The sequence below is a fragment of the Bacteroides stercorirosoris genome, from assembly GCF_900142015.1.
In the GTDB taxonomy this organism is placed as follows: domain Bacteria; phylum Bacteroidota; class Bacteroidia; order Bacteroidales; family Bacteroidaceae; genus Bacteroides; species Bacteroides stercorirosoris.
Map to the genome: position 1 here is coordinate 153,396 of NZ_FQZN01000006.1, position 20,827 is coordinate 174,222.

17 protein-coding genes are annotated in these 20,827 nt (G+C 44.3%); 15 read left to right on the forward strand and 2 right to left on the reverse strand.

Going from position 1 to position 20,827, the window contains the following annotated elements; translation table 11 throughout:
- The first annotated feature begins 177 nt into the window (after positions 1–177).
- Genes BUC01_RS06495 through BUC01_RS06505 form a run of 3 tightly spaced genes read left to right on the forward strand, consistent with a single transcriptional unit; the run spans position 178 to position 5,042 of the window.
- Entirely contained in the window at positions 178–1,521 is a 1,344-nt protein-coding gene (locus BUC01_RS06495; RefSeq protein ID WP_034524515.1) for an alpha-amylase family glycosyl hydrolase, read from the forward strand.
- A gap of 1 nt (position 1,522) precedes the next feature.
- Positions 1,523–2,848 carry an alpha-amylase family glycosyl hydrolase gene (locus BUC01_RS06500; RefSeq protein WP_025833358.1) on the forward strand — a complete coding sequence of 442 codons (1,326 nt, stop codon included), beginning with the start codon at positions 1,523–1,525 and terminating at the stop codon, positions 2,846–2,848.
- Between the two features lie 49 nt (positions 2,849–2,897).
- Positions 2,898–5,042 (forward strand): glycoside hydrolase family 97 protein, encoded by a 2,145-nt coding sequence (locus BUC01_RS06505; RefSeq protein WP_025833356.1) that lies wholly within the window; start codon positions 2,898–2,900, stop codon positions 5,040–5,042.
- 639 nt (positions 5,043–5,681) lie between these two features.
- Here the strand turns inward: BUC01_RS06505 and BUC01_RS06510 are convergent.
- Positions 5,682–6,545: a head GIN domain-containing protein gene (locus BUC01_RS06510; protein WP_025833355.1), complete on the reverse strand. Its 864-nt coding sequence runs from the start codon at positions 6,543–6,545 to the stop codon at positions 5,682–5,684.
- A gap of 295 nt (positions 6,546–6,840) precedes the next feature.
- Here BUC01_RS06510 and BUC01_RS06515 point away from each other — a divergent pair, with 295 nt between their 5' ends.
- From BUC01_RS06515 to BUC01_RS06535, 5 genes are all read left to right on the forward strand, one after another.
- Positions 6,841–7,545, forward strand: coding sequence for a YgjP family zinc-dependent metalloprotease (locus tag BUC01_RS06515; RefSeq protein ID WP_025833354.1), 705 nt, complete (start codon positions 6,841–6,843; stop codon positions 7,543–7,545).
- Between the two features lie 212 nt (positions 7,546–7,757).
- Positions 7,758–8,639, forward strand: a complete 882-nt coding sequence (locus tag BUC01_RS06520) for a hypothetical protein (RefSeq protein ID WP_073313089.1) — start codon at positions 7,758–7,760, stop codon at positions 8,637–8,639.
- Between the two features lie 15 nt (positions 8,640–8,654).
- Positions 8,655–9,920, forward strand: a complete 1,266-nt coding sequence (locus BUC01_RS06525) for a DUF6175 family protein (protein ID WP_243462576.1) — start codon at positions 8,655–8,657, stop codon at positions 9,918–9,920.
- Positions 9,921–9,931: 11 nt separating this feature from the next.
- A complete protein-coding gene (locus tag BUC01_RS06530; RefSeq protein WP_025833352.1) occupies positions 9,932–11,053 on the forward strand; it encodes a tetratricopeptide repeat protein in 1,122 nt (373 codons plus the stop codon).
- 17 nt (positions 11,054–11,070) lie between these two features.
- Positions 11,071–12,015, forward strand: coding sequence for a hypothetical protein (locus BUC01_RS06535; protein ID WP_025833351.1), 945 nt, complete (start codon positions 11,071–11,073; stop codon positions 12,013–12,015).
- Between the two features lie 172 nt (positions 12,016–12,187).
- On the opposite strand, the gene BUC01_RS06540 is transcribed toward BUC01_RS06535, so the two are convergent.
- Positions 12,188–12,586, reverse strand: a complete 399-nt coding sequence (locus BUC01_RS06540) for a hypothetical protein (RefSeq protein WP_025832403.1) — start codon at positions 12,584–12,586, stop codon at positions 12,188–12,190.
- A gap of 446 nt (positions 12,587–13,032) precedes the next feature.
- Between BUC01_RS06540 and BUC01_RS06545 the strand changes: the two genes are divergently transcribed.
- From BUC01_RS06545 to rimP, 7 genes are all read left to right on the forward strand, one after another.
- Positions 13,033–13,308 (forward strand): hypothetical protein, encoded by a 276-nt coding sequence (locus BUC01_RS06545; RefSeq protein WP_139261819.1) that lies wholly within the window; start codon positions 13,033–13,035, stop codon positions 13,306–13,308.
- Entirely contained in the window at positions 13,293–13,457 is a 165-nt protein-coding gene (locus BUC01_RS25420) for a hypothetical protein (RefSeq protein ID WP_175560867.1), read from the forward strand. The genes BUC01_RS06545 and BUC01_RS25420 overlap by 16 nt, the downstream gene beginning before the upstream one ends.
- Before the next feature lie 178 nt (positions 13,458–13,635).
- Positions 13,636–14,889 (forward strand): Kelch repeat-containing protein, encoded by a 1,254-nt coding sequence (locus tag BUC01_RS06550; RefSeq protein WP_025832405.1) that lies wholly within the window; start codon positions 13,636–13,638, stop codon positions 14,887–14,889.
- A gap of 200 nt (positions 14,890–15,089) precedes the next feature.
- Entirely contained in the window at positions 15,090–15,914 is an 825-nt protein-coding gene (locus BUC01_RS06555) for an alpha/beta hydrolase (RefSeq protein WP_025832407.1), read from the forward strand.
- 31 nt (positions 15,915–15,945) lie between these two features.
- Entirely contained in the window at positions 15,946–17,139 is a 1,194-nt protein-coding gene (locus tag BUC01_RS06560; RefSeq protein ID WP_025832409.1) for an esterase, read from the forward strand.
- Positions 17,140–17,224: 85 nt separating this feature from the next.
- On the forward strand, positions 17,225–19,558 hold the full coding sequence (locus tag BUC01_RS06565; RefSeq protein WP_073313074.1) for a glycoside hydrolase family 3 N-terminal domain-containing protein: 2,334 nt from the start codon (positions 17,225–17,227) through the stop codon (positions 19,556–19,558).
- Between the two features lie 801 nt (positions 19,559–20,359).
- Positions 20,360–20,827, forward strand: coding sequence for a ribosome assembly cofactor RimP (gene rimP / locus BUC01_RS06570; RefSeq protein ID WP_025832413.1), 468 nt, complete (start codon positions 20,360–20,362; stop codon positions 20,825–20,827).

A 20,827-nucleotide genomic window follows, 5' to 3' on the forward strand; every position in this document is an offset into this window, starting at 1 on the left:
GTTTCAAGGCGGGAAACCGTTTGTTTCATGCCTTGAAACAAGTAGTTTCATTACTTGAAACTCTCTGTTTCATACCGAGAAACTCTTGGTTTCAAGCAATGAAACTAAGAGTTCCACCAGCTGAAACATAAGCTGAAACACTTTTATCAGATAATTAATAGGTATAACATTATAGATATGAGACTAAAAGATATCCTTAAGATTTTGTGCTCCAGCCTTTTGCTGTTGAACTTTACCGGATGCAGTTCGGATGATGATCCTGATATGCCGCCTCCCGCAGATGACGTTACTACGGACGGAATGGTGATTTATGAAGCCAATCCGGCCCTCTTCGGTGAAACGCAAGCACTGAATGGACTGACTGCCCAACTGCCGCGTATCAAAAAGCTGGAAGCCAATGTTCTTTGGCTCATGCCCATTTTCCAGCAAGGTGAAAAGAATGCTGTCGGTTCTCCGTATTGTGTGAAGGACTACCAGGCTATCAATCCTGCCTATGGAACCCTGTCCGATCTGAAAGCATTAGTCACGAAGGCTCATGCCGAAGGTATGTTGGTCATCCTGGACTGGGTAGCTAACCATACCGCCTGGGATCATGCCTGGACTACGGAACATAAGGACTGGTATACGCAGGACGCCAACGGTAATATTGTTTCTCCCCCGGGAATGGGTTGGGACGATGTGGCTGATTTGAATTATGACAACACTGCCATGCGTGCCGCCATGCAGGAGGCTATGCTTTACTGGCTGACCGAAGCGGACATAGACGGATTCCGTTGCGACCATGCCGAAGGTGTGCCCAATGACTTTTGGAAGGAAACTATCACGAAGCTTCGTGCCGCCAAAAGTACCTTGCTGATGCTGGCCGAAGGTTCACAAACCGCACTCTACGATGCAGGCTTTGATATGCTGTATGCCTGGAACTTCGCTTATAAACTACAGGATGTATATGCAGGAAGCGCTTCTGTGGCTAATCTGTATGATACACATCGTAGTGAGCTTGCTTCGGTAACAGATAAACGGTTACTTATGCGTTATTCCACCAACCATGATATGGCTTCCGAAAAATCGCCCGTGCAGGCTTATCAAACCAAGGAAGGTGCTTTCTCAGCCTTTGTGGCCTCTATTTCTATGGGTGGCTGCCCAATGATTTATAGTTCGCAGGAACTGGCTTATGACAAGGCCCTCTCTTTCTTTGGCTATCAGGCGATGGACTGGAACTCTAATGCCGATTATCAGGCGGATTATACCAAACTGATGCAATTGTATCGCAATTCTCCTGCTTTACAAAATGGAGAGATCAAACTTTATCAGACGAGTAAAGCGATATGCTCTTATCGTATTTCCAGTACGGAAAAGATACTGGTACTGATAAATATCAGTGGCAATCAGGAAAGATTGAATCTGCCTATGGAACGGGTAGGGGATAGTGCAAAGAATCTCTGGACCGGAGAAAGCACTGTATTGCCAAGGACGATTACGTTGGAGCCCTATCAATATTACATCTGGAAAATAGAAGGATAATATGAAGAAACATATATTTATTGTAAGCCTGCTGTGCCTGCTTGCTGCCTGTACAGGTAAGCGGCAGGGCGAAGCGGCGGCGAAAGTTGCGGCGTTGCCTGCTGTGGAAGATGTGGTGATGTATCAGGTCAATCCGCGTGTGTTTGCTCCTGAGAAGTCATTTAAGGCGGTGGAACGTCGCTTAGATTCCATTCAGGCATTGGGAATCAACGTGGTGTGGTTTATGCCGATCAATGAAGTGGGGCAGGAGAAATCTGTGAATTCCCCCTATTGTGTGAAGGACTATAAAGGAGTGAATCCGGAGTTCGGTACACTGGATGAGTTTAAGGCCTTGGTTGCCACTTGCCATCAGAAGGGGATGAATGTGATTATCGACTGGGTAGCCAATCATACTTCCTGGGACAATGCCTGGATTGCCAACAAAGAATGGTATACGCAGGATGAGGCCGGAAACATAATCTTTCCTGCCGGAACCGGTTGGAAGGATGTGGCCGACTTAAATTTTGATAATCAGGAGATGCGCCTGGCAATGATTGAAGCCATGAGGTTTTGGGTTACAGAAATCGGCATCGATGGCTTCCGTTGCGATGCGGCGGACTTTGTTCCCTTCGACTTCTGGAAACAGGCGCTCGACTCTTTGCGTGCCATCCCCGAGCGTTCGTTGCTGATGCTGGCTGAAGGGAAAAGACGCGACCACTTTGATGCTGGTTTCGATATGAATTATTCCTGGGACTTTCTGGAGTCACTTCGCGATGTATTCGTAAAAGATGCTCCGGCACAGGAACTGTTTGCTACGGATAAAGCGGAGTATGACACTATCCCCGTAGGAAAAGTGAAACTGCGTTTTACCACCAACCATGATGAGTCGGCAAAGATGTCGCCTACTAAAGAATTCGGAGATGTGCGCGGCTCTATGGCAGCTTTCGTACTGACTACTTATCTGCATGGAGGAGCGTTGATTTATGGCTCACAAGAGGCGGGTTATCCCGAAGCTATCAACTTCTTTACGTATGTTCCGGTGGATTGGACGGGGAACAGTGAACTGTATCAGGAATACTGCCGTCTGATGGCTCTTTACAACGAGTATCCGGCTATCCGTAAAGGGGGATTGAAGACATATCCGCAACCCGATGTGCTGCTCTTTGAAAAACAGGATGGTAAAGACCGTGTGTTGGTTGCTGTAAATGTACGTAATCGTGAAGTAAATGTGACTCTTCCGCAAGAGTGGAATGGACATCCAAGTAAAGATATGTATAGCGGAACAGAAGAGAAGCTGGAAGCTGAGCTGAGTCTGTGCCCTTATCAGTATCGAATCTTTAAGTATTGATGAGCTGATATTAGTATTTAAAAGTATCATACTAAAACCATAATAGAATATGAAACATTCTCTTTTTATTGCCTTTTTCCTTTGCCTCGGTTCGTTCGCCTCGGCCCAGCAACTCACTTCTCCTGACGGTAACCTGTCATTGGAGTTTATGGAGCAGGCAGACGGTGTTCCGACATACCGGCTGGACTATAAAGGCAAACCCGTTTTAACTTCCGGTCGTTTAGGTCTCCTGACGGAAGAAGCCGACCTGACCCGCGGATTCAAGCAGACTAACCTCGAACGTGCCTCTGTTGATAACTACTGGAATCCCGTCTGGGGTGAGTACAACCGGGTACGGAATCATTATAACGAAATGACCGTCACCCTGGAACAACCGGAAACAGGACGTATCCTAAAGATCCGTTTCCGCCTGTTCGATGATGGCCTGGGCTTTCGCTACGAACTGCCTTTGCAACGCAAGATGAACTACCTCACCGTAAAAGATGAAGTAACCGAATTCAATCTCACGGGAAATCACAAAGCCTTTTGCATTCCCGGCGATTATGATACCAATGAGTTTGCCTATACCACAGCCCCCATCTCGGAGATCGCTGCGGATATGGAAAGAAGAATCGCCAGGAAGTCATACGAGTCGAAAGCGGAAGGCGGGCTGACCGTGCAAACCCCGCTCATGCTGAAAAGTGAAGATGGCGTTTATCTGAATATTCATGAAGCCGCCTTGGTGGACTATGCCGGAATGTTGCTGAACGTGGATGATAAGCACTATAAACTGAGTGCCCATCTCACTCCCGATAAACTGGGTAAGAAAGGATATCTTCAATTACCTGTGCTGTCGCCCTGGCGCACGGTCATCGTCAGCGATGATGCCCGCGATATTCTTGCATCCCAATTGATTTATAACCTGAATGAACCCTGCCGTTACGAAGACACTTCCTGGATTCGTCCGATGAAATTCGTTGGCGTATGGTGGGAGATGTTCACGGGCGAAGGAAAGACCTGGGCTTACAGTGATTTCTATCAGGCGAAACCCGGCATTACGGACTATGAAAAGCTGAAACCGAATGGGCATCATCCCGCCAATACTGCCCATGTGAAAGAGTATATCGACTTTGCCTCCGCCCACGGCATCGATGGCATATTGGTAGAAGGCTGGAACGAAGGTTGGGAGGACTGGGCGTCCTATCGTAAAGACCGTCAGTTCCTTTTCACCAAACCCTATCCTGATTTTGACGTCAAGGAATTGCAGCGTTATGCCAAAGAGAAAGGCGTGCAGATGGTTATGCATCACGAGACTGCTGCCAATGCCGCCGATTACGAGCGCCAATTGGATGAGGCTTTCCAGTTCATGGTTGATAATGGCTATCACGCCGTGAAGACCGGTTATGTGGGATATATCATTCCCCGCAATGAATACCACTCTTCCCAATGGATGAACAATCATTATATCCATGTAGTCCGCCGTGCTGCCGATTATAAGGTTATGGTCAACAGTCACGAAGCGGTACGTCCTACCGGCTTATGCCGCACTTATCCCAACTGGCTGGCTCAGGAGTCTGCCCGTGGCGGAGAGTTCGAAACAATGGGAGGTAACGATCCCGACCATACCTGTATTCTTCCTTTCACCCGTCTGAAAGGTGGACCGATGGATTACACCCCCGGCATCTTCGAGACAAGATTGTCTTATTATAATGGTGAGAAACCCAACGAACGCGTGCATACCACTTTGGTGAAGCAAATGGCACTCTACATGACCATGCCTTCTCCTATCCAGATGGTAGCCGACCTGCCGTCCAACTATGCCCGCTTCCCCGATGCTTTCCGTTTTATTGAAGATGTGGCGGTAGATTGGGATAACAGTTGGTATTTGGAAGCCGAACCGGGAGACTACATCACTGTAGCCCGTAAGGCAAAAGGCAAGAACGAATGGTTTGTTGGCGGAATTACCGATGAGAACAGGCGTACGGCAACGATTCCTTTCTCCTGGCTTCCGGAAGGAAAACAATATATTGCTACCATATACGAAGATGGCAAGGATGCTGATTGGGACACCAATCCCCAAAGCTATCAAATCCGTAAGGTAATAGTGACACCTAAAAGTGTACTGAAACAGAAACTGGCCGCAAGCGGTGGCGTTGCCATCAGCATAAAAGAAGCTGATAAAACGGAGATGAAAGGATTGAAAGTCATTCGCTAAGGCTGAGGCATGAGGCCTCTGCCAAGGTATAAAGGCATTGAATGGAGATATACTCTGCATTTAATATTAAAGTTAACAATGCGAATAGGGAGGCCGTGAGGTTTCCCTATTTTTCTGGTGTGTCTCATTTCTTCATCATTATTGCATGGAGCAACATGTTTCTCCACTAACCTTTTTGTTAACACTTAAAGGTAGAACTTATCTTCCTTTTGAAATGTTGAAGGGCGAACAAATAGAACTGTCAGCAGATTTACTGGGGGATCTGAAAGCATTTCTCGAACATAAATATGGCGTGATTGTGTAATCAGAACTTACTCAGCTTTAACTTATGCGTGCAGTGAATCCTACAGGCTCAATAGGCCATCCTGATTGTTCTCCTTGCTCATCTTGTCAATCCGTTGGTTTGTTCTATTTTTAGATCAATCGAAGGGGGCTGGCTGAAAGCAAAAAAATGTTCTTTCAGAAGATTCTTTTAGTCGGAAAGCCGATAAACAAGGCAGTTGAAGAGAAATGAAAGAACTGCAAGATAAAAATAGTATCTGATGATCAATCTGTGATACAACGAAGGGTTTCCTCACGGAAACCCTTCGCTTCATAGTGTGTTAAACTATCCTTCCTATAATAATCTAAGAGAGAATTTTAAAGTTTATACAGGCTCTTCTTCGGATAATCCAGTTCCGGATTACCTTTGTAGCCTACTTTGCCACTACCGCTGGTGCGTACTTTCAAGAACTCGGTGGCGAAGCATTTGATGCTGCCCGAACCGGCTACACTTGCATTTACGCGTTTGGCTTCGTAGCTTTCGGTAAAGAGGTCACCCGAACCGGCAACGCTGTAAGAAGCAGTCTGGGTGGTTCCGCTTATGGTTGCCGAACCTGAACCGGCGATGCTTGCATTCGTATCTATGGCGGTTACACTGTTCAATACCATGTCGCCCGATCCTGCAACAGATATTTTCAGGTTATTGCAAGTAATATTATCAGACTTGATGTCACCTGATCCTGCAACGGATACCTTCATGTCATTACATTTGATGTTGCTGCCCTTGATATCACCCGAACCGGCCACATTGATAGTCAGGTCATCATTGATCTGGAGCCCGTTCTTCAGGAAGATGTCTCCCGAACCGGCGACGGAAATACCATTCAGAGTTTCGGCAGATACGCGTACTTCAAGTTTCTTATAAGAAACGTTGACATCTTTCTTGAAACCTATATATAATGTATTATCCTTAACTTTGATATCCAGCAAATCTACAATGTTATCTGAAGTGTAAACCTCTACTTCGGGACGTCCTGACTTTTGGGTAAATATAACATCGGGACTTCCGGCTACACTAAGTTTTTTGAAATTGTCTACCTTGATGTCTTTGGTTACATAGTTATTACTGGCTACTACTTTCTTACTGCCCCAGTTTCCTGAACTGTAGTTCTTGCTTTGCGAACATGCTGTTGTACTCATGATTAGACAGATGCATGTGATAAGAGTTGCTAACTTTTTCATAACTTCTTTTGTTTTATGATTATTCATTAATATTATTCCTGTTTATATGTTAGACGTATGTTACTTAAAAAAAGTTGCACGCTGTTTCTTCTTTTTTCAGAAACTTTTTTTAATGACGTCCGGTTGCATATTTTAAGTCAATATGTGTGCCAAAAGTGTAAAATACTGATAATTAGCTCTTGCTCTTTTTCTGTAAGTGTTCATTTTCGGACACTTGTCCGTTTTTGGGTACACAATCATTTGTATATTCGGGCGATATTTTGTTCATTTGTCCGTTTATTCATCGGGAGGTTTTATTGCTTTGGAAAATGTATTGGAAGATAAGGAACTGGGACGCCTGTTGATTCGGGTTAATGTCCGTGCGCGTCGTCTGACTTTTCGTACGCGGGAAGATGCTATTTACGTGACCGTTCCACCCGGAACCACGCTTACCGAGGTGAAAAATGCAATAGAAGAGTTACGTCCCCGCTTGAGGGTGGCCCGGCAAAAATATACCCGGCCTCTGATTGATTTGAACTACCGGATTGATACGGAATTCTTCAAACTGAGCCTTGTGAGCGGACAGCGGGAGCGTTTCCTTTCGCGTTCCGAACTGGGCGAGATGCAAATCATCTGCCCGCCGGACGCCGACTTTACCGATCCTGCATTGCAAGCGTGGCTGCGCAAAGTCATAGAAGAAGCATTGCGGCGTAATGCAAAAATTATTCTTCCGCCCCGGTTGTATATGCTTTCACAGAAACATAATCTGCCTTATCAGTGTGTGAAAATCAATTCCAGTAACGGCCGTTGGGGCAGTTGTTCGGCACGCCGGAACATAAATCTTTCCTATTACCTCATGTTGCTTCCGAAGCATCTGATAGACTATGTGCTGCTGCACGAACTGACTCATACCCGTGAGATGAATCATGGAGAACGTTTCTGGGCTCTTCTTGACGAACTGACGGAAGGTAAATCCCAGCTCTTGCGAAAAGAACTAAGGCAATATCGTACTGATTTCTAATGTCGGCCGGAACAAGCGTATCTTGTTTATTCTTTCTTTATTTATTCCCTATCTGCCATTTGCTATCTACTTTCTTGTCACTGTTTTCCGTGATTGTCTTTTCTTTTTGAGTTAATAAACGTGAACGTTATTGCTGTTTGATAACAAATGTTTAAATTTGAAAAATTAAACGGGATATAAGTCAATAGTTTAAATTATAAAATCAGATGTTTATGAGAAAGATCGTACTCTTAGTGTTCTGTGTGGTATGCTCACTTGCAGGTTATAGCCAGAATTTTGATGAACCGAAAGGAAAGCCGACAGTGTTTATCGACTATTTTAAACGCTCCAACGATTCACCGTTTTCATGGGTTGAAGGGTTGCGTAATACGGTAATCGAAGGTATACAGAAGATGGAACGTGTAATTTTGATTGATGTGGATGCGCAGGACGCTTTGCGCATCGAGTCGCAACGCCGTTCATCCGCTAATATTTCCTCGGGAGATGATAATGAAATGGACCGTCTTGCTGTGATGGAACAATTAGGTGCTCAGTTTATCGTGACCGGACAAGTATCTTCGATGACCGCTGCCTATAAGACAAGAGATGGAAAAGGTTATTATGATGGTTCCGTTTCTTATACGCTTAAAGTGGTTAATGCAAAGAATGGTACGCTGATAGGTACGAAAACATTCCAGCATAGCGGCTTGACCGGAGGTACGGGAGCCAATAAGGAAGAAGCGATTGCCAATACCATCAAGAGTGCAGTGTACAGTATGCGTGACTTTGTGGACGAATACTTTAAAATGGAAGGAACTATTCTTGAAGTGAACAGTGAGAAGAAGGGTAAGGCAGAGGAAGTTTATATCAATCTCGGTTCTATGAACGGTGTGAAGGAAGCCCAGAAATTTACGGTTTATGCCATACGTGAGGTTGCCGGACGCGAAGCCAAGAAAGAAATCGGACGTCTGACCGTGAAGGCTGTTGAAGGTGATGATATTTCTTTGTGCAAGGTTCAGAAGGGTGGCGAGGAAATTATGAAAGCTATCCGCGACGAGCAACCGATAAAGATTATTTCCCGCGAGCAGACGTTGATGGGCGGAATTTTCAACTAATCTAAAAATACAACTATGATGAAGCATTGTTTTATGTTTCTTTTGGGGATATTTTTGTCCGCTGTGCTCTGTGGACAGAACTATTCCAGTGAAGTCGTTTTCCTGCAACAGCAGGGAAATACTTTGACGGTGCGCGCCTTGGGCATCAGTGAGAAGAAGAAGGAAGCGGCGAATATGGCATTGAAGTCTGCTTTCTATACCTTGTTCTATACAGGAGTGGAGGGTGTAAATAAAGGCAATCCGATGATTTCGACTACGAAACCCGATTATGACCGCCGCTTCTTCGATGAGAATCGTTACTCGATATTCGTGAGAGACTATACCATTACGGAAGGGCCGGAGAAGCAAGACAAACAATATCGTTGCACGGTGGAGATGACCATCTTGTTCGATGCTTTGCAGAAAGACTTGAACCGGAATAAAGTTCAGACTAATCTCGGAATGGCGGTGGGAACTCCCAATAGTCAGGTAAGTTTGCCTACAGTGGCGGTGGTTCCTTATACCAGGGAAAACGAAGACGTGCGGGTTGTGCTCGACCATAACCAGATGCTGAGTTATGCCGTAAGTAAAATGACCAGTGAATTCAGTTCACGTGGATATAAGACGAAAGACTTTCTCGCTCAACTGAAGCGTGCGAAACGAAACGATGTGCTGACAGCCGGTTCCCAGTCCGATGCCGTGACAAAGATGATACAGAACATGGGTGCGGACATCATTGTGACAGCCAAAGTAATGACTACCACCGACGCCAGACGCCAGAGTGAAGTGTCGCTGGAACTGACGGCAACCGAATTCCAGACTGCGGGTAACCTGGCAAGCGCTACTTTCCAGAGTGGTAAATTTGTCACTACAGATACCATCAAACTGACGGATTATGCTCTCAAAAAGGTGAAAGATGAATTCTTCACCAAATTGCAGGCTTCTTTCAATGACATTGTGAAGAACGGACGCGAGATGGCTATCCAGATGGTTCTGGCAAAATCCGTTACCGACTGGGACTTCGACCAGCCGTTGCCCGATGGAAGTGCAAGTTTTAAACCGGTACTGGAAGACTGGTTGCAGACTCATGCGCTGAATGGGGTTTACGATATGAGCCGTAGCAATGACAAGGTGATTGATATGTCTGTTCAAGTGCCTATTTGGGATGAAGGACAGGGACGTGCTTATACCATTTCCCGCTTCAGTACCGAACTGAAGAACTTCCTTGATGAAAAATTAGGGGGAGAATATGTTGCCTCTGTAGTTACAATGGGGCAAGGGTTGACTGTAACCATCAAATAAATCAGCACTGTATGAAGAAGAATATAATTCTGTGGGCTTTATTGTTCGTTGTTTCGTTGGGAGCGGCGGCGCAAGAGACTATCCATTTTGTAGCGGGTACGCCTGCACAGCAAGGATTGAGTCAGAAAACAATAGATGCGTTGAAACTGAAAGTGGAGCAAATCATTGCGCGCAATAATGCCGGAGCGGCTTCGGTGTACAATGCCTTTGTCATCCAGCCGGAACTGGTGCTTGGAGAAACAAAGAAAACAGAAGGATTGCTGCGTGATGTGACGTTGGTTACAGGTGAATTTTCGTTGACGGCGCGTAACAAATATGATGACAGCGTTTACGGAACGTCGGTGATAGAAGTGCAGGGTGATGCTACCGGAAGTAAAGAGGATGCCATTGCTTCACTCATTTCCAGCATTAAAGTGACAGACCCGGCCTTTGTCCGTTTCATTCGTACTACACGTAAACGTATTGCAGAATTTTACGACCAGAATTGTTCCGTTATTCTGAAGAAAGCGCAAGCCTTGGTGGCAGCGGGCAGAATGGAAGAAGCGGCGGATTACTTGTCAGCTGTTCCTGCAACGGCACCTTGCTATGATGAGGTAATTACCTTGCTTGAGAAGATAGGTAAAAATAAGCCGGAAGAAACTCCCGATGTTCCGGAAGTGGTTCCGCAAGAGCCTGCACCGGAAGTGCAGCCTGTGTCGGAAGAACCTGTGGCTGAGGCTGAACCTGAATCCGTAGTGCCACAGCCGGAAACTACTCCTCTGCCGGAGTGTAAGATTTCAGTATCTTGCAATGACCTCTCTTTTGAACTTGTGTCTTGCGAAGGTAATGAGACGGCTGAGTCCATCCGCATTTATGCCCGTTTCACCAACACAGGAGTGACGAACAACAGTGCGACTATCCGCATGACTTCAGCCATCGATCCGAATGGTGCGACATTTACTAATTTTTCTCAGGTGGAGACAAATGGTTGTACGTCCTGGACTTACGGCAATAAGATGCCGAAGGGAATAAAAATTGGAAAAGTGTTTGAAATCAAGGGTGTTAATTCGCCTTGTACTACTCTTTCGTATGTGGAAATTACGGTAGATAATTGTAAGGTGATTATTCACAATCTGCCCGTTGTGTGGAAATAAGGAAAGGAGAATCGCTTATGAAGATAAAAAGAATAGGGCTGACGGTAGCCTTGCTTTTCTGTATGGGAACAGTTTCCTTGTTTGCTCAGGCATATAAGGTGATTGAGAAGAGTGACAAAAGGGCTCCTGCATGGTATGAGTCGGCAGAGTCCGGTTACATTGTAGCTTCTGCTGAGACGGCTTCTATGGAAGAGGCTCGCCAGCAATGTATGGAAAGCGTAAAGCGGCAGATTATCCAGGCCGTTGCGCAGAATATCGAGTTTTCGGATTCTCACGTAGTGAAGCAAACTTCCGGTAACGGTGACCGTATCACGGAATTTGTGGATCAATATCTGGCGGAAGGTTCTACCCGTGCGGCTTCTTTGCCTTTTATCAAAGGTATTTCGCTTTCTAAAGTAGACGGTTCCTATTGGGAGAAACGCCGTGACAAGAAATCCGGTAAGATTACTTATGTTTATGCCATACGCTATCCCTTTCCTGAGAGTGAACATAAGGCATTAGTACGTCAGTTTGAAGAGCAGGACCGTGCGATGGAAGATTTGGTAAAGGGTCTGGAAGAGCATATTTCCGATATATCTTCCGTGGAAGAGATAGATCAGTGCATTACTAAGATGCGTCCTGCTGTGGAGTATTTCTTTGATAAGACTCGTCGGGAATGGGCGGAAGGTGTAGTTCTGAATTACAAGAAACTGCCTGGATTTATCACTGCCGAAGGAAAAGAGAACGGAAAAGGTGCGTATGTGGTTTCCTTATTTATAAAAGGAAAGAAGATTACGACAGCTGCCATGCCGAAACTGACGTCCAACTGCGCTTCCCAATTGAAAGCTGTGCCGCGTGGCGAAGATATTCTGATAACTTATAGTAGTGAAGACTGTTTGGAAGATGAAGAAAACTTTGTGGAGCTGACATTCAGGATGCCGGGAAAATCATTGAAGCATAAGTTTTATTTTCAGGTGAAATAGTGGCATTGATTGTTTCATTGCTTTTTGAGCGGTTATGATGCACCACAGATTACACAGATTTACACAGATTAGGAAAGATGTCTCTGATTATTAATAAACTAAATCTGTGCTAATCTGTGTAATCTGTGGTGAAATAATTCATTTCTGTACCGTTTTGAATCAACCGCCTGTCTTATTTTTGAGACAGTTGTTTCACCTCGCCATTTTCTTTTTCAAACCGATAATTACCACCTTTCTCGCTCAGTTCGAATAAAGAGAGTTGTTCCGTTGCATTATCCACAATCAGCAATGCGCTCTGTTCCGCAAAACGCTTTACATCCATACTGAACGGCTCTTCTGTGATTTTTTTATTTACCAGTACACTGTCGTTTATCAGGATCGATAGGGAGTCTCCGGTAAATCCTTTCGTTAACGTAATGGTATATGTCTCGATGAAGTTGCGGTCTTCGTCTTTTTGTTTTTGCAGGCGTAGGCTCATATAGATGAAGATAACGACTATGAAGATAACTGCAAAAGCCAGGATGCCATTGCCTATCATAAACTGTTTGTTGGTATTCAAGTGGTGTGCCATAAGGATAAAGTTTTAAGAATGGTACAAATGTAATGAATAAACCCTATATTAGGTAATATTTTAAGAGTTTTGTATCTGATGAATGCACTCATCATTGGGCAAATGTGTAATTACTATCCTATCTACAGATAGCTACAAGGCCTTTTTGCTAGGGCTACACCTTTTGGTTGGAATGGCTACACCCTTTCCGATAAAAGGTGTAGCCCTTTTAGGGAAAGGGTGTAGCCTTGGAGTGGATAATATTTCGCTTTAGAAATGGTGGTAATTATTTTATATGATTGAGTACTTTTTCCCTTGTTTTTGTATGTTATTAAACTACATATTCGTATCTTTGGTTGTCAGGAATGAGAACTCTGTTCTGAATGCTATGAATAAACAGTCTTTTTGCTGATAAGATATGAAGAACAAAAGATGCATCTGAAATTTTTGATAGGGTAGAGAAGTATATGGAAACATGTCCTGATAGTGCATTATTGCTTTTAAATCAAATACCACAATCGGAAAAACTTCAAGGAAAGGAATGTGCTGATTATGCTTTACTATTGACTCAGGCACGTGATAAAAACTGTTTGGATAGTTTACAATCTGATTCTTTAATAAAGCTGGCGGTAGATTATTATCAGGATAGTGATGATAAGGTAAGAGGGGGGAAGGTTTTATTCTATTATGGTAAAGTAATTGCTTTACAAGGAGATAATGAAAGGCCATGCAAGCCTATTTAGAAGCACAAGAAAGGCTGGAAGGTACAAAAGAATATAAATTGCAGGCTTGGATACAAGAATATGTCGGACGAATAAATGATGATCAAGAAAGATATGATATGGCATTGGATAACTATCAGAAGTTTATTTTTATAACAAAAAGAAGGTGAAATGTAATGAGCAGGATTATCGGGAGAGTTTACAGAAGTATATGAAACAAAACAAGGAAATTATTGCTGCCAATGAGCAATTAATTAGCCAGTATATTAGTCAAATTTAATTGCTTGATTATTGGGAGAAAGAATGTTTCTCTTTTCTCCCTTTTAATTTAATGTTAAATATTTATATATGAAGATAATCATATTTTTATTTCTTATAATGACTTGTTCCCTGCCGATGGAATCTCAATCACAGGGGTATGTTATAGACGGGAAAGATAATAGCCCCTTATCCGGCGTAAATATATACCTGCAAAAAGATTCTGTAGGAATAGGTGTGACTGATGAAAATGGGCATTTCAATATTGAGGATATGGAGAATATTGCAGGAAGTGATACGATTATTTTCTCGTATGTGGGATATCTTTCTCTTAAACTTACCCTTAAGGATTTGAGATATTCGGCCTATCGCGTGACAATGTATACTTATTCTCAGCAATTGCCGGAAGTGAGTGTGAAGGGAGAACGAGGACGCATCTTTCTCAATTATGAACCTTTGAAGGATTTGCCTGTAGCTGTTGTCTCTTCTGGCTCCTTCATCCAAAATGGCAAGATATATATCATATCAGGAAATGAAAAGACTCTGGTACCCGGCAGTAGTCTTTCTGATAAAATGTATGTTTATGACGTTGCTACAAATACTTGGACAGAAAGTCTGCAAAAGTTTGCCCGACGTAATGGGCATAGAGCGCATTATTATAAAGGAAAGGTATTCATCGTGGGGGGAAAGTATTTATCCACCAACCGTAGATTGGAATATACGGCACCTCAGATTGAAATTTATGATTCGGATAGAGATACTCTGTATGTGGATTGGGTGAATCCTCATCAGGCGGTAGATCCAGCTACATTCATTTATGATGATTGTCTGTATATGATGGGTGGCACCATAAAAAAGAACGTGTACTCTGATAATATACATATACTTGATTTTAAAACAGGTATTTGGTATGATGCCAGAATTGTTATTCCAAAAGAAAGAAGAGATTTTATGAGATGTGTTTTGGTGGGACATATTGCTTATTTCTTTGGTGGTCAATACACGACTTCAATGTGGAAAGTCAGAAGTTATGATTTGGAGACAGGTGCCTGGAACGACTTATGTAATTTAAAGGAAGGAGTCTGTTGCCCGGGAGTTACAACCAATGGAAATCTGATTTATATTTATGAAAATATGAACTTGCAGATATATAATATCAGAACGAATACTGTGAATGCCTATTATTTTACGGACGGTTCGGAGAGTTCCGGATTGTTCTATGCTGACGGAAAACTTTATGTCGTAGGTGGTCGTCAACAACCTTCATTTTCTGACGACCTGGAGCCTAGAATCGAACCTGAAAATGTTTTTTCTGTTGATGTAAGTCATATAAGTTCTGAATAAACAAAATGAGTTCTTTTCCTTTTATAAACAGTTAGACAAAATGGAAAGGTTGTTGGCATCATTAAGAAAGATGGTCGGATATGAAGAATGAGAAAAATGACTGATTTTGAACGTACAGACAATCTTTTCAACAATTAAGAAGCTGCTCTTTGAATTTATTTGCCTAATATTGCAGCTGAAAACCTTTAAATGAATATGCCATGAAACGAAAAGTAACCTTTCTGTTACTATTATTCTGCATGTTTACCCTGCACGCGCAGGAAGTGTATGAAACGAAAAAAGACTTGTCCTATATCCCTGACACGGAAGCGGATGCTTACCGGAAAGAACGCTGCAAACTGGATGTCTACTATCCGGCAGGCAAGAAAGATTTCCCGACTATCGTCTGGTTTCATGGTGGTGGATTGGAAGGAGGCAATAAACACATTCCCCGGGAACTGATGAATAGAGGATTTGCTGTTGTGGCGGTGAACTATCGTCTGAGTCCTAAAGCCAAGAATCCTGCTTATATTGAAGATGCTGCGGCTGCCGTGGCGTGGACGTTCAATCATATCGAAGAATATGGCGGCAATAAGGATAAAATTTTTGTTTCCGGTCATTCCGCCGGAGGTTACCTTTCACTGATACTGGCTATGGATAAGAAATATTTGGAAGCCTATGGCGCAGACGCCGATAAGGTGGCGGCCTATCTTCCGGTCAGCGGACAGACGGTTACTCATTTCACTATCCGCAAAGAACGCGGGCTGCCGAATGGCATTCCTATTATTGACGAATACGCTCCGGTGAACCGCGTGCGTAAGAATACTGCTCCTGTTGTATTGATTACCGGAGACCGCAATCTGGAAATGGCCGACCGTTGGGAAGAGAATGCCCTGTTTGCTTCCGTATCGAAGAATATCGGTAATAAACAAGTCACTTTGTATGAATTGCAGGGATTCAATCACGGCACGGTGCTTGAACCCGCCTGCTTCCTGATTATAAATTATATCCGCGAACATTGTCCGGACAAAGCGGTGAAGAAATAACATCCATCATACCTTCAACAAAATTGCCATTATGAAAAGACTCACAATTTTAGCCGCTGTCCTGCTGATGTGTGTGGCAACCTTTGCACAGGAAGCCCTTTGGGGAATCGGTCCACTCGTATCTCCCGAAATTTATGATAATAACATAGTTCTTTTCCGGCTGAAGGCTCCGAAAGCGGTGAAAGTACAAATCACGGGTGATTTCCTGCCAAAGCAGAAAGTAAAGATTCCGAATGGGGAATATGAAATCCCGGGAGTTGTAGATATGACCGAAGGTAAGGATGGCGTATGGGAATACACTACCCCCGAACCATTGCAACCGGAACTTTACAGTTACTCTTTTATAGTAGACGGGCTTCGCATGAATGACCCCGCCAATGTCTATCTGATACGTGACGTGGCCACTCTTACCAATGTATTTATCATCGGTGGTGAGCGTGCCGATTTGTATAAGGTCAATCAGGTACCTCATGGCACGGTGTCCCGCATCTGGTACAACAGTCCGGCACTTGGCATGGAGCGCCGCATGACTGTCTACACTCCTGCCGGTTATGAAACCAGTGGCAAACGCTACCCGGTGTTCTATCTTCTCCACGGCATGGGTGGTGATGAAGAAGCCTGGATTTCCCTCGGCCGTACTTCGCAGATACTGGACAATCTGATTGCACAAGGTAAGGCGAAGCCCATGATTGTGGTGATGACGAATGGCAATGCCTCACAGGAAGCCGCTCCGGGTGAGTCTTCCCTCGGCATGAAGCCTCCTACAATGCAATTGCCCAAAACGATGGACGGCTCTTTCGAACAGGCGTTTCCCGATGTGGTGAAATTCGTTGATAAGAACTATCGTACCCTTAAGAGTAAGTCCGGGCGTGCCATTGCCGGATTGTCTATGGGTGGTTTCCACTCCCTGCACATATCCAAGCAATATCCCGATATGTTTGATTATGTCGGTTTGTTCTCTGCCGCCATCCTGCCGAATAAGGATGTTTCCTCTCCGGTATATGAAGATATGGAAGGCAAGCTGAAAATACAGTTTGCCAAGAAACCGTCTCTCTACTGGATAGCTATCGGAAAAACCGATTTTCTTTATAAGGCGAATGAGGATTACCGGAAACTGTTGGATGAGAACGGGTATAAATATACTTATTACGAAACCGGTGAAGGACATATCTGGAAGAACTGGCGTATTTATCTGAGCGAGTTTATTCCATTGCTTTTCAAGTAAAGTCTTCCGCAAATACATCCTGCCGTACCCTTCGGTATAGCAGGATGTTGTTATCTTTGCACGCATAATAACCAAATTCAAAACCATGAATAGAAAATTAATCTTATCCTTAGCCCTGTCCGGGCTTGTGTTAACCACTATGGCGCAGACTTCCGTAGCTCCCGCCATCCCCAGAGACGAGAAAATAGAGAAGGAAGTAGAGGCTCTGCTCAAGAAGATGACCCTTGAAGAAAAGATAGGTCAGATGACGGAACTTACCATCGACGTGATTACGAAGCGCGATCATTCCTCTAAAGATTTTCAGGTAGACGATGCCCTGCTGGACACCGTTATCGGTAAGTATAAAGTAGGCTCTATTCTGAATGTCCCCCAGGGTGTTGCCCAATCCAAGGAGAAGTGGGAGGAAATCATCCGGAAGATACAAGATAAATCAATGAAAGTGATGGGTATTCCCTGCATCTATGGCGTAGACCAGATACATGGAACCACTTATACGTTGGGCGGAACATTCTTCCCGCAAGGCATCAATATGGCAGCTACCTTCAACCGCGGACTGGTGCGTGAAGGTTCGCGCATCTCCGCTTATGAGACCAAGGCCGGAAGTATCCCCTGGACGTATGCTCCCGTTCTCGACCTGGCGCGTGACGCCCGCTGGCCCCGCCATTGGGAAAACTATGGCGAAGATTGCTATGTAAATGCAGAAATGGGACGCGAGTCCGTCCTCGGTTTCCAGGGAGAAGACCCCAATAAGATAGGAAAACAACACGTGGCCGCTTGCCTCAAGCACTATATGGGCTATGGCGTTCCGGTGTCGGGCAAGGACCGTACTCCTTCATCTATTACTGTGCAGGATATGCGTGAAAAGCATTTTGCACCGTTCGTCGAGGGTATCAAGGCCGGTGCCCTGTCCGTTATGGTAAACTCTGCCATGAACAACGGACTTCCTTTCCACGCCAACTACGAATTGCTGACGCAGTGGCTGAAAGAAGACCTGAACTGGGATGGCCTGATCGTGACCGACTGGGCGGATATCAATAACCTCTATACCCGTGACAAGATTGCCGGAAGCAAGAAGGAAGCCATCAAAATCGCCATCAATGCCGGTATCGATATGTCTATGGTCCCCTACGAATGGAGTTTCTGTACCTATCTGAAAGAGCTGGTGGAAGAAGGCGAAGTGCCTATGAGCCGTATTGACGATGCCGTACGCCGTGTGTTGCGCATGAAATACCGGTTGGGATTGTTCGATACCCCTGCTTACAATCATAAGGAATTTCCTTTGTTCGGTGGTAAGGAACATGCTGCTGCGGCTTTGCAGGCTGCCGAAGAGTCTTTGGTGCTGCTGAAGAATGCAGATGGCATCCTGCCGTTGGCTTCCGGTAAGAAACTGTTGATAACCGGCCCTAATGCCAACTCCATGCGCACGCTTAACGGCGGCTGGTCTTACTCCTGGCAAGGCGACAAGGCTGATGATTGCGCGGCCGATTATAACACCATCCTTGAGTCGTTCACCAACAAGTTCGGTGCTTCCAATATTATCTATGAGCCGGGCGTTACTTATAAGAAAGGTGGTGCCTGGTGGGAAGAAAACGCTCCCGAAATAGATAAAGCCTTGGCTGCCGCCGTCCATGCGGATTATATCATTGCCTGTATCGGAGAGAATTCCTACTGTGAAACTCCGGGTAACCTGAACAACCTCTTCCTCTCCAAAAATCAGCTCGACTTGGTGAAAGCACTGGCTGCCACCGGTAAACCGGTTGTGCTTGTGCTGAACGAGGGACGTCCGCGCATCGTCAGCGAAATAGAACCGTTGGCAAAAGCGGTGATCAACACGATGCTCCCGGGCAATTACGGTGGCGACGCTCTTGCAAACCTTGTATCCGGCGACGCCAACTTCAGCGGAAAGATGCCTTATACTTATCCGAGAGATATCAATTCACTGTTTACCTATGACTATAAACCTTGTGAAGACCTCGAAAAGATGCAGGGCGCTTATGATTATGATGCCGTGATGTCCGTACAGTGGGCATTCGGTTACGGATTGAGCTATACTACTTATGCTTACAGTAATCTCAAGGCGGACAAAACGAGTTTCACTGCCGATGATGTGCTGACCTTTACTGTGGACGTGAAGAACACTGGAAACCGTATAGGCAAAGAAAGCGTCCTGTTGTTCAGCAGCGACCTGATAGCTTCACTCACGCCTGATGTGCGCCGTCTGCGTGCTTTCGAGAAGGTGGAATTGAGACCGGGTGAAACCAAAACCGTTACCCTGAAAGTGAAAGGCTCCGACCTTGCTTTCGTTGGCTATGACGGCAAATGGATATTGGAGAAAGGTGATTTTCGCATCCAGACAGGTAATCAGACGCTGAATATCACCTGCACGGATACGAAGAAGTGGAATACGCCGAATAAATAAGATTTTTCCGGAAGGTGCCGAAACACACCACAGATTACACGGATTGACGCAGATTAAAATAAAATAATTGATTATCAAGATAGATGATCTGTGTCAATTCGTGTAATCTGTGGTGTATTTTGATACACCCACATACATAAAGTAACCCTGTCGCCCTTCCCCTTTATCAAAAAGACAGTAAAACATCCGTATTGCTGTCCTTCTCGTTTCGTAAAAAGGTGAAAATAGATTTCCTTTCTATTGCATAAAAGAATATAAATGCATGAATCTGAATAATAATTCCCAGTTCCCCCATGTTTATGCAAAATAACTAACTATCTGATATGCCCAATCTATATATGTAACGCCTCCAATCTATATATCTAATGCTTCCGATCTATATATGTAATGCCTTCCATCTCTATATCCGACACTTCCCATCTCTATTTCCTTCATGAACCAACACTATTTCGTCCTCCAGCGGAATATATTTCTTTTTTTAGAGTTGTTCGTATTTATGTATTCCTTTATTTATCTGCCAGATACGGTTTTTTACTTCCGTATTTCCGTTTACGCCGCCCGCTACACGTAAATACGCCATTCTCGTGATGCATAAAATACAAAATGTCAAATGCATAATTACACCTCCGAAGCCGTTTTACAGAAGTCATTTATGCTACTTTCTCTCTTCAAGAGCGTTAAATGATTCTTTTTTTCTCTAATATTTTGTAGTCGAACAGATTATTTATATCTTTGCAACCGCAATGGATGAAAGGTGGAGGGGCAATTGAGCTCCTTTTTTTGTTCTTATATAGTTAATCAATGATAGAAAAGAAAACTGTTTGTCAAATTGTTGACGAGTGGCTGGACGGAAAAGAGTACTTCCTGGTGGAAGTGACTATCAGCCCGGACGATAAGATTGTGGTGGAAATTGACCACAAAGAAGGTGTTTGGATTGAGGATTGTGTGGAACTGAGCCGATACATCGAATCCAAGTTGAACCGTGAAGAGGATGATTATGAGTTGGAGGTAGGTTCTGCCGGTATCGGACAGCCGTTTAAAGTGTTGCAACAGTATCGTAACCACGTCGGAAAAGAAGTGGAAGTGCTGAAAAAAGATGGACGCAAGTTGTGCGGCGTGCTCAAGGACGCCGACGAACAGCATTTCACCGTAACCATTGAGAAGAAAGTAAAACCCGAAGGAGTCAAGCGCCCCCAGTTGGTGCAAGAGGACGAAACCTTTGCGTATGATGAAATAAAATATACTAAATACTTAATCAGTTTTAAATAA

Coding starts and splice junctions, on each gene's coding strand:
- BUC01_RS06495 (WP_034524515.1), top strand. CDS start 178: ATGAGACTAAAAGATATCCTTAAGATTTTGTGCTCCAGCCTTTTGCTG.
- BUC01_RS06500 (WP_025833358.1), top strand. CDS start 1,523: ATGAAGAAACATATATTTATTGTAAGCCTGCTGTGCCTGCTTGCTGCC.
- BUC01_RS06505 (WP_025833356.1), top strand. CDS start 2,898: ATGAAACATTCTCTTTTTATTGCCTTTTTCCTTTGCCTCGGTTCGTTC.
- BUC01_RS06510 (WP_025833355.1), bottom strand. CDS start 6,545: ATGAAAAAGTTAGCAACTCTTATCACATGCATCTGTCTAATCATGAGT.
- BUC01_RS06520 (WP_073313089.1), top strand. CDS start 7,758: ATGAGAAAGATCGTACTCTTAGTGTTCTGTGTGGTATGCTCACTTGCA.
- BUC01_RS06525 (WP_243462576.1), top strand. CDS start 8,655: ATGATGAAGCATTGTTTTATGTTTCTTTTGGGGATATTTTTGTCCGCT.
- BUC01_RS06530 (WP_025833352.1), top strand. CDS start 9,932: ATGAAGAAGAATATAATTCTGTGGGCTTTATTGTTCGTTGTTTCGTTG.
- BUC01_RS06535 (WP_025833351.1), top strand. CDS start 11,071: ATGAAGATAAAAAGAATAGGGCTGACGGTAGCCTTGCTTTTCTGTATG.
- BUC01_RS06540 (WP_025832403.1), bottom strand. CDS start 12,586: ATGGCACACCACTTGAATACCAACAAACAGTTTATGATAGGCAATGGC.
- BUC01_RS06545 (WP_139261819.1), top strand. CDS start 13,033: ATGGAAACATGTCCTGATAGTGCATTATTGCTTTTAAATCAAATACCA.
- BUC01_RS25420 (WP_175560867.1), top strand. CDS start 13,293: ATGCAAGCCTATTTAGAAGCACAAGAAAGGCTGGAAGGTACAAAAGAA.
- BUC01_RS06550 (WP_025832405.1), top strand. CDS start 13,636: ATGAAGATAATCATATTTTTATTTCTTATAATGACTTGTTCCCTGCCG.
- BUC01_RS06555 (WP_025832407.1), top strand. CDS start 15,090: ATGAAACGAAAAGTAACCTTTCTGTTACTATTATTCTGCATGTTTACC.
- BUC01_RS06560 (WP_025832409.1), top strand. CDS start 15,946: ATGAAAAGACTCACAATTTTAGCCGCTGTCCTGCTGATGTGTGTGGCA.
- BUC01_RS06565 (WP_073313074.1), top strand. CDS start 17,225: ATGAATAGAAAATTAATCTTATCCTTAGCCCTGTCCGGGCTTGTGTTA.
- rimP (WP_025832413.1), top strand. CDS start 20,360: ATGATAGAAAAGAAAACTGTTTGTCAAATTGTTGACGAGTGGCTGGAC.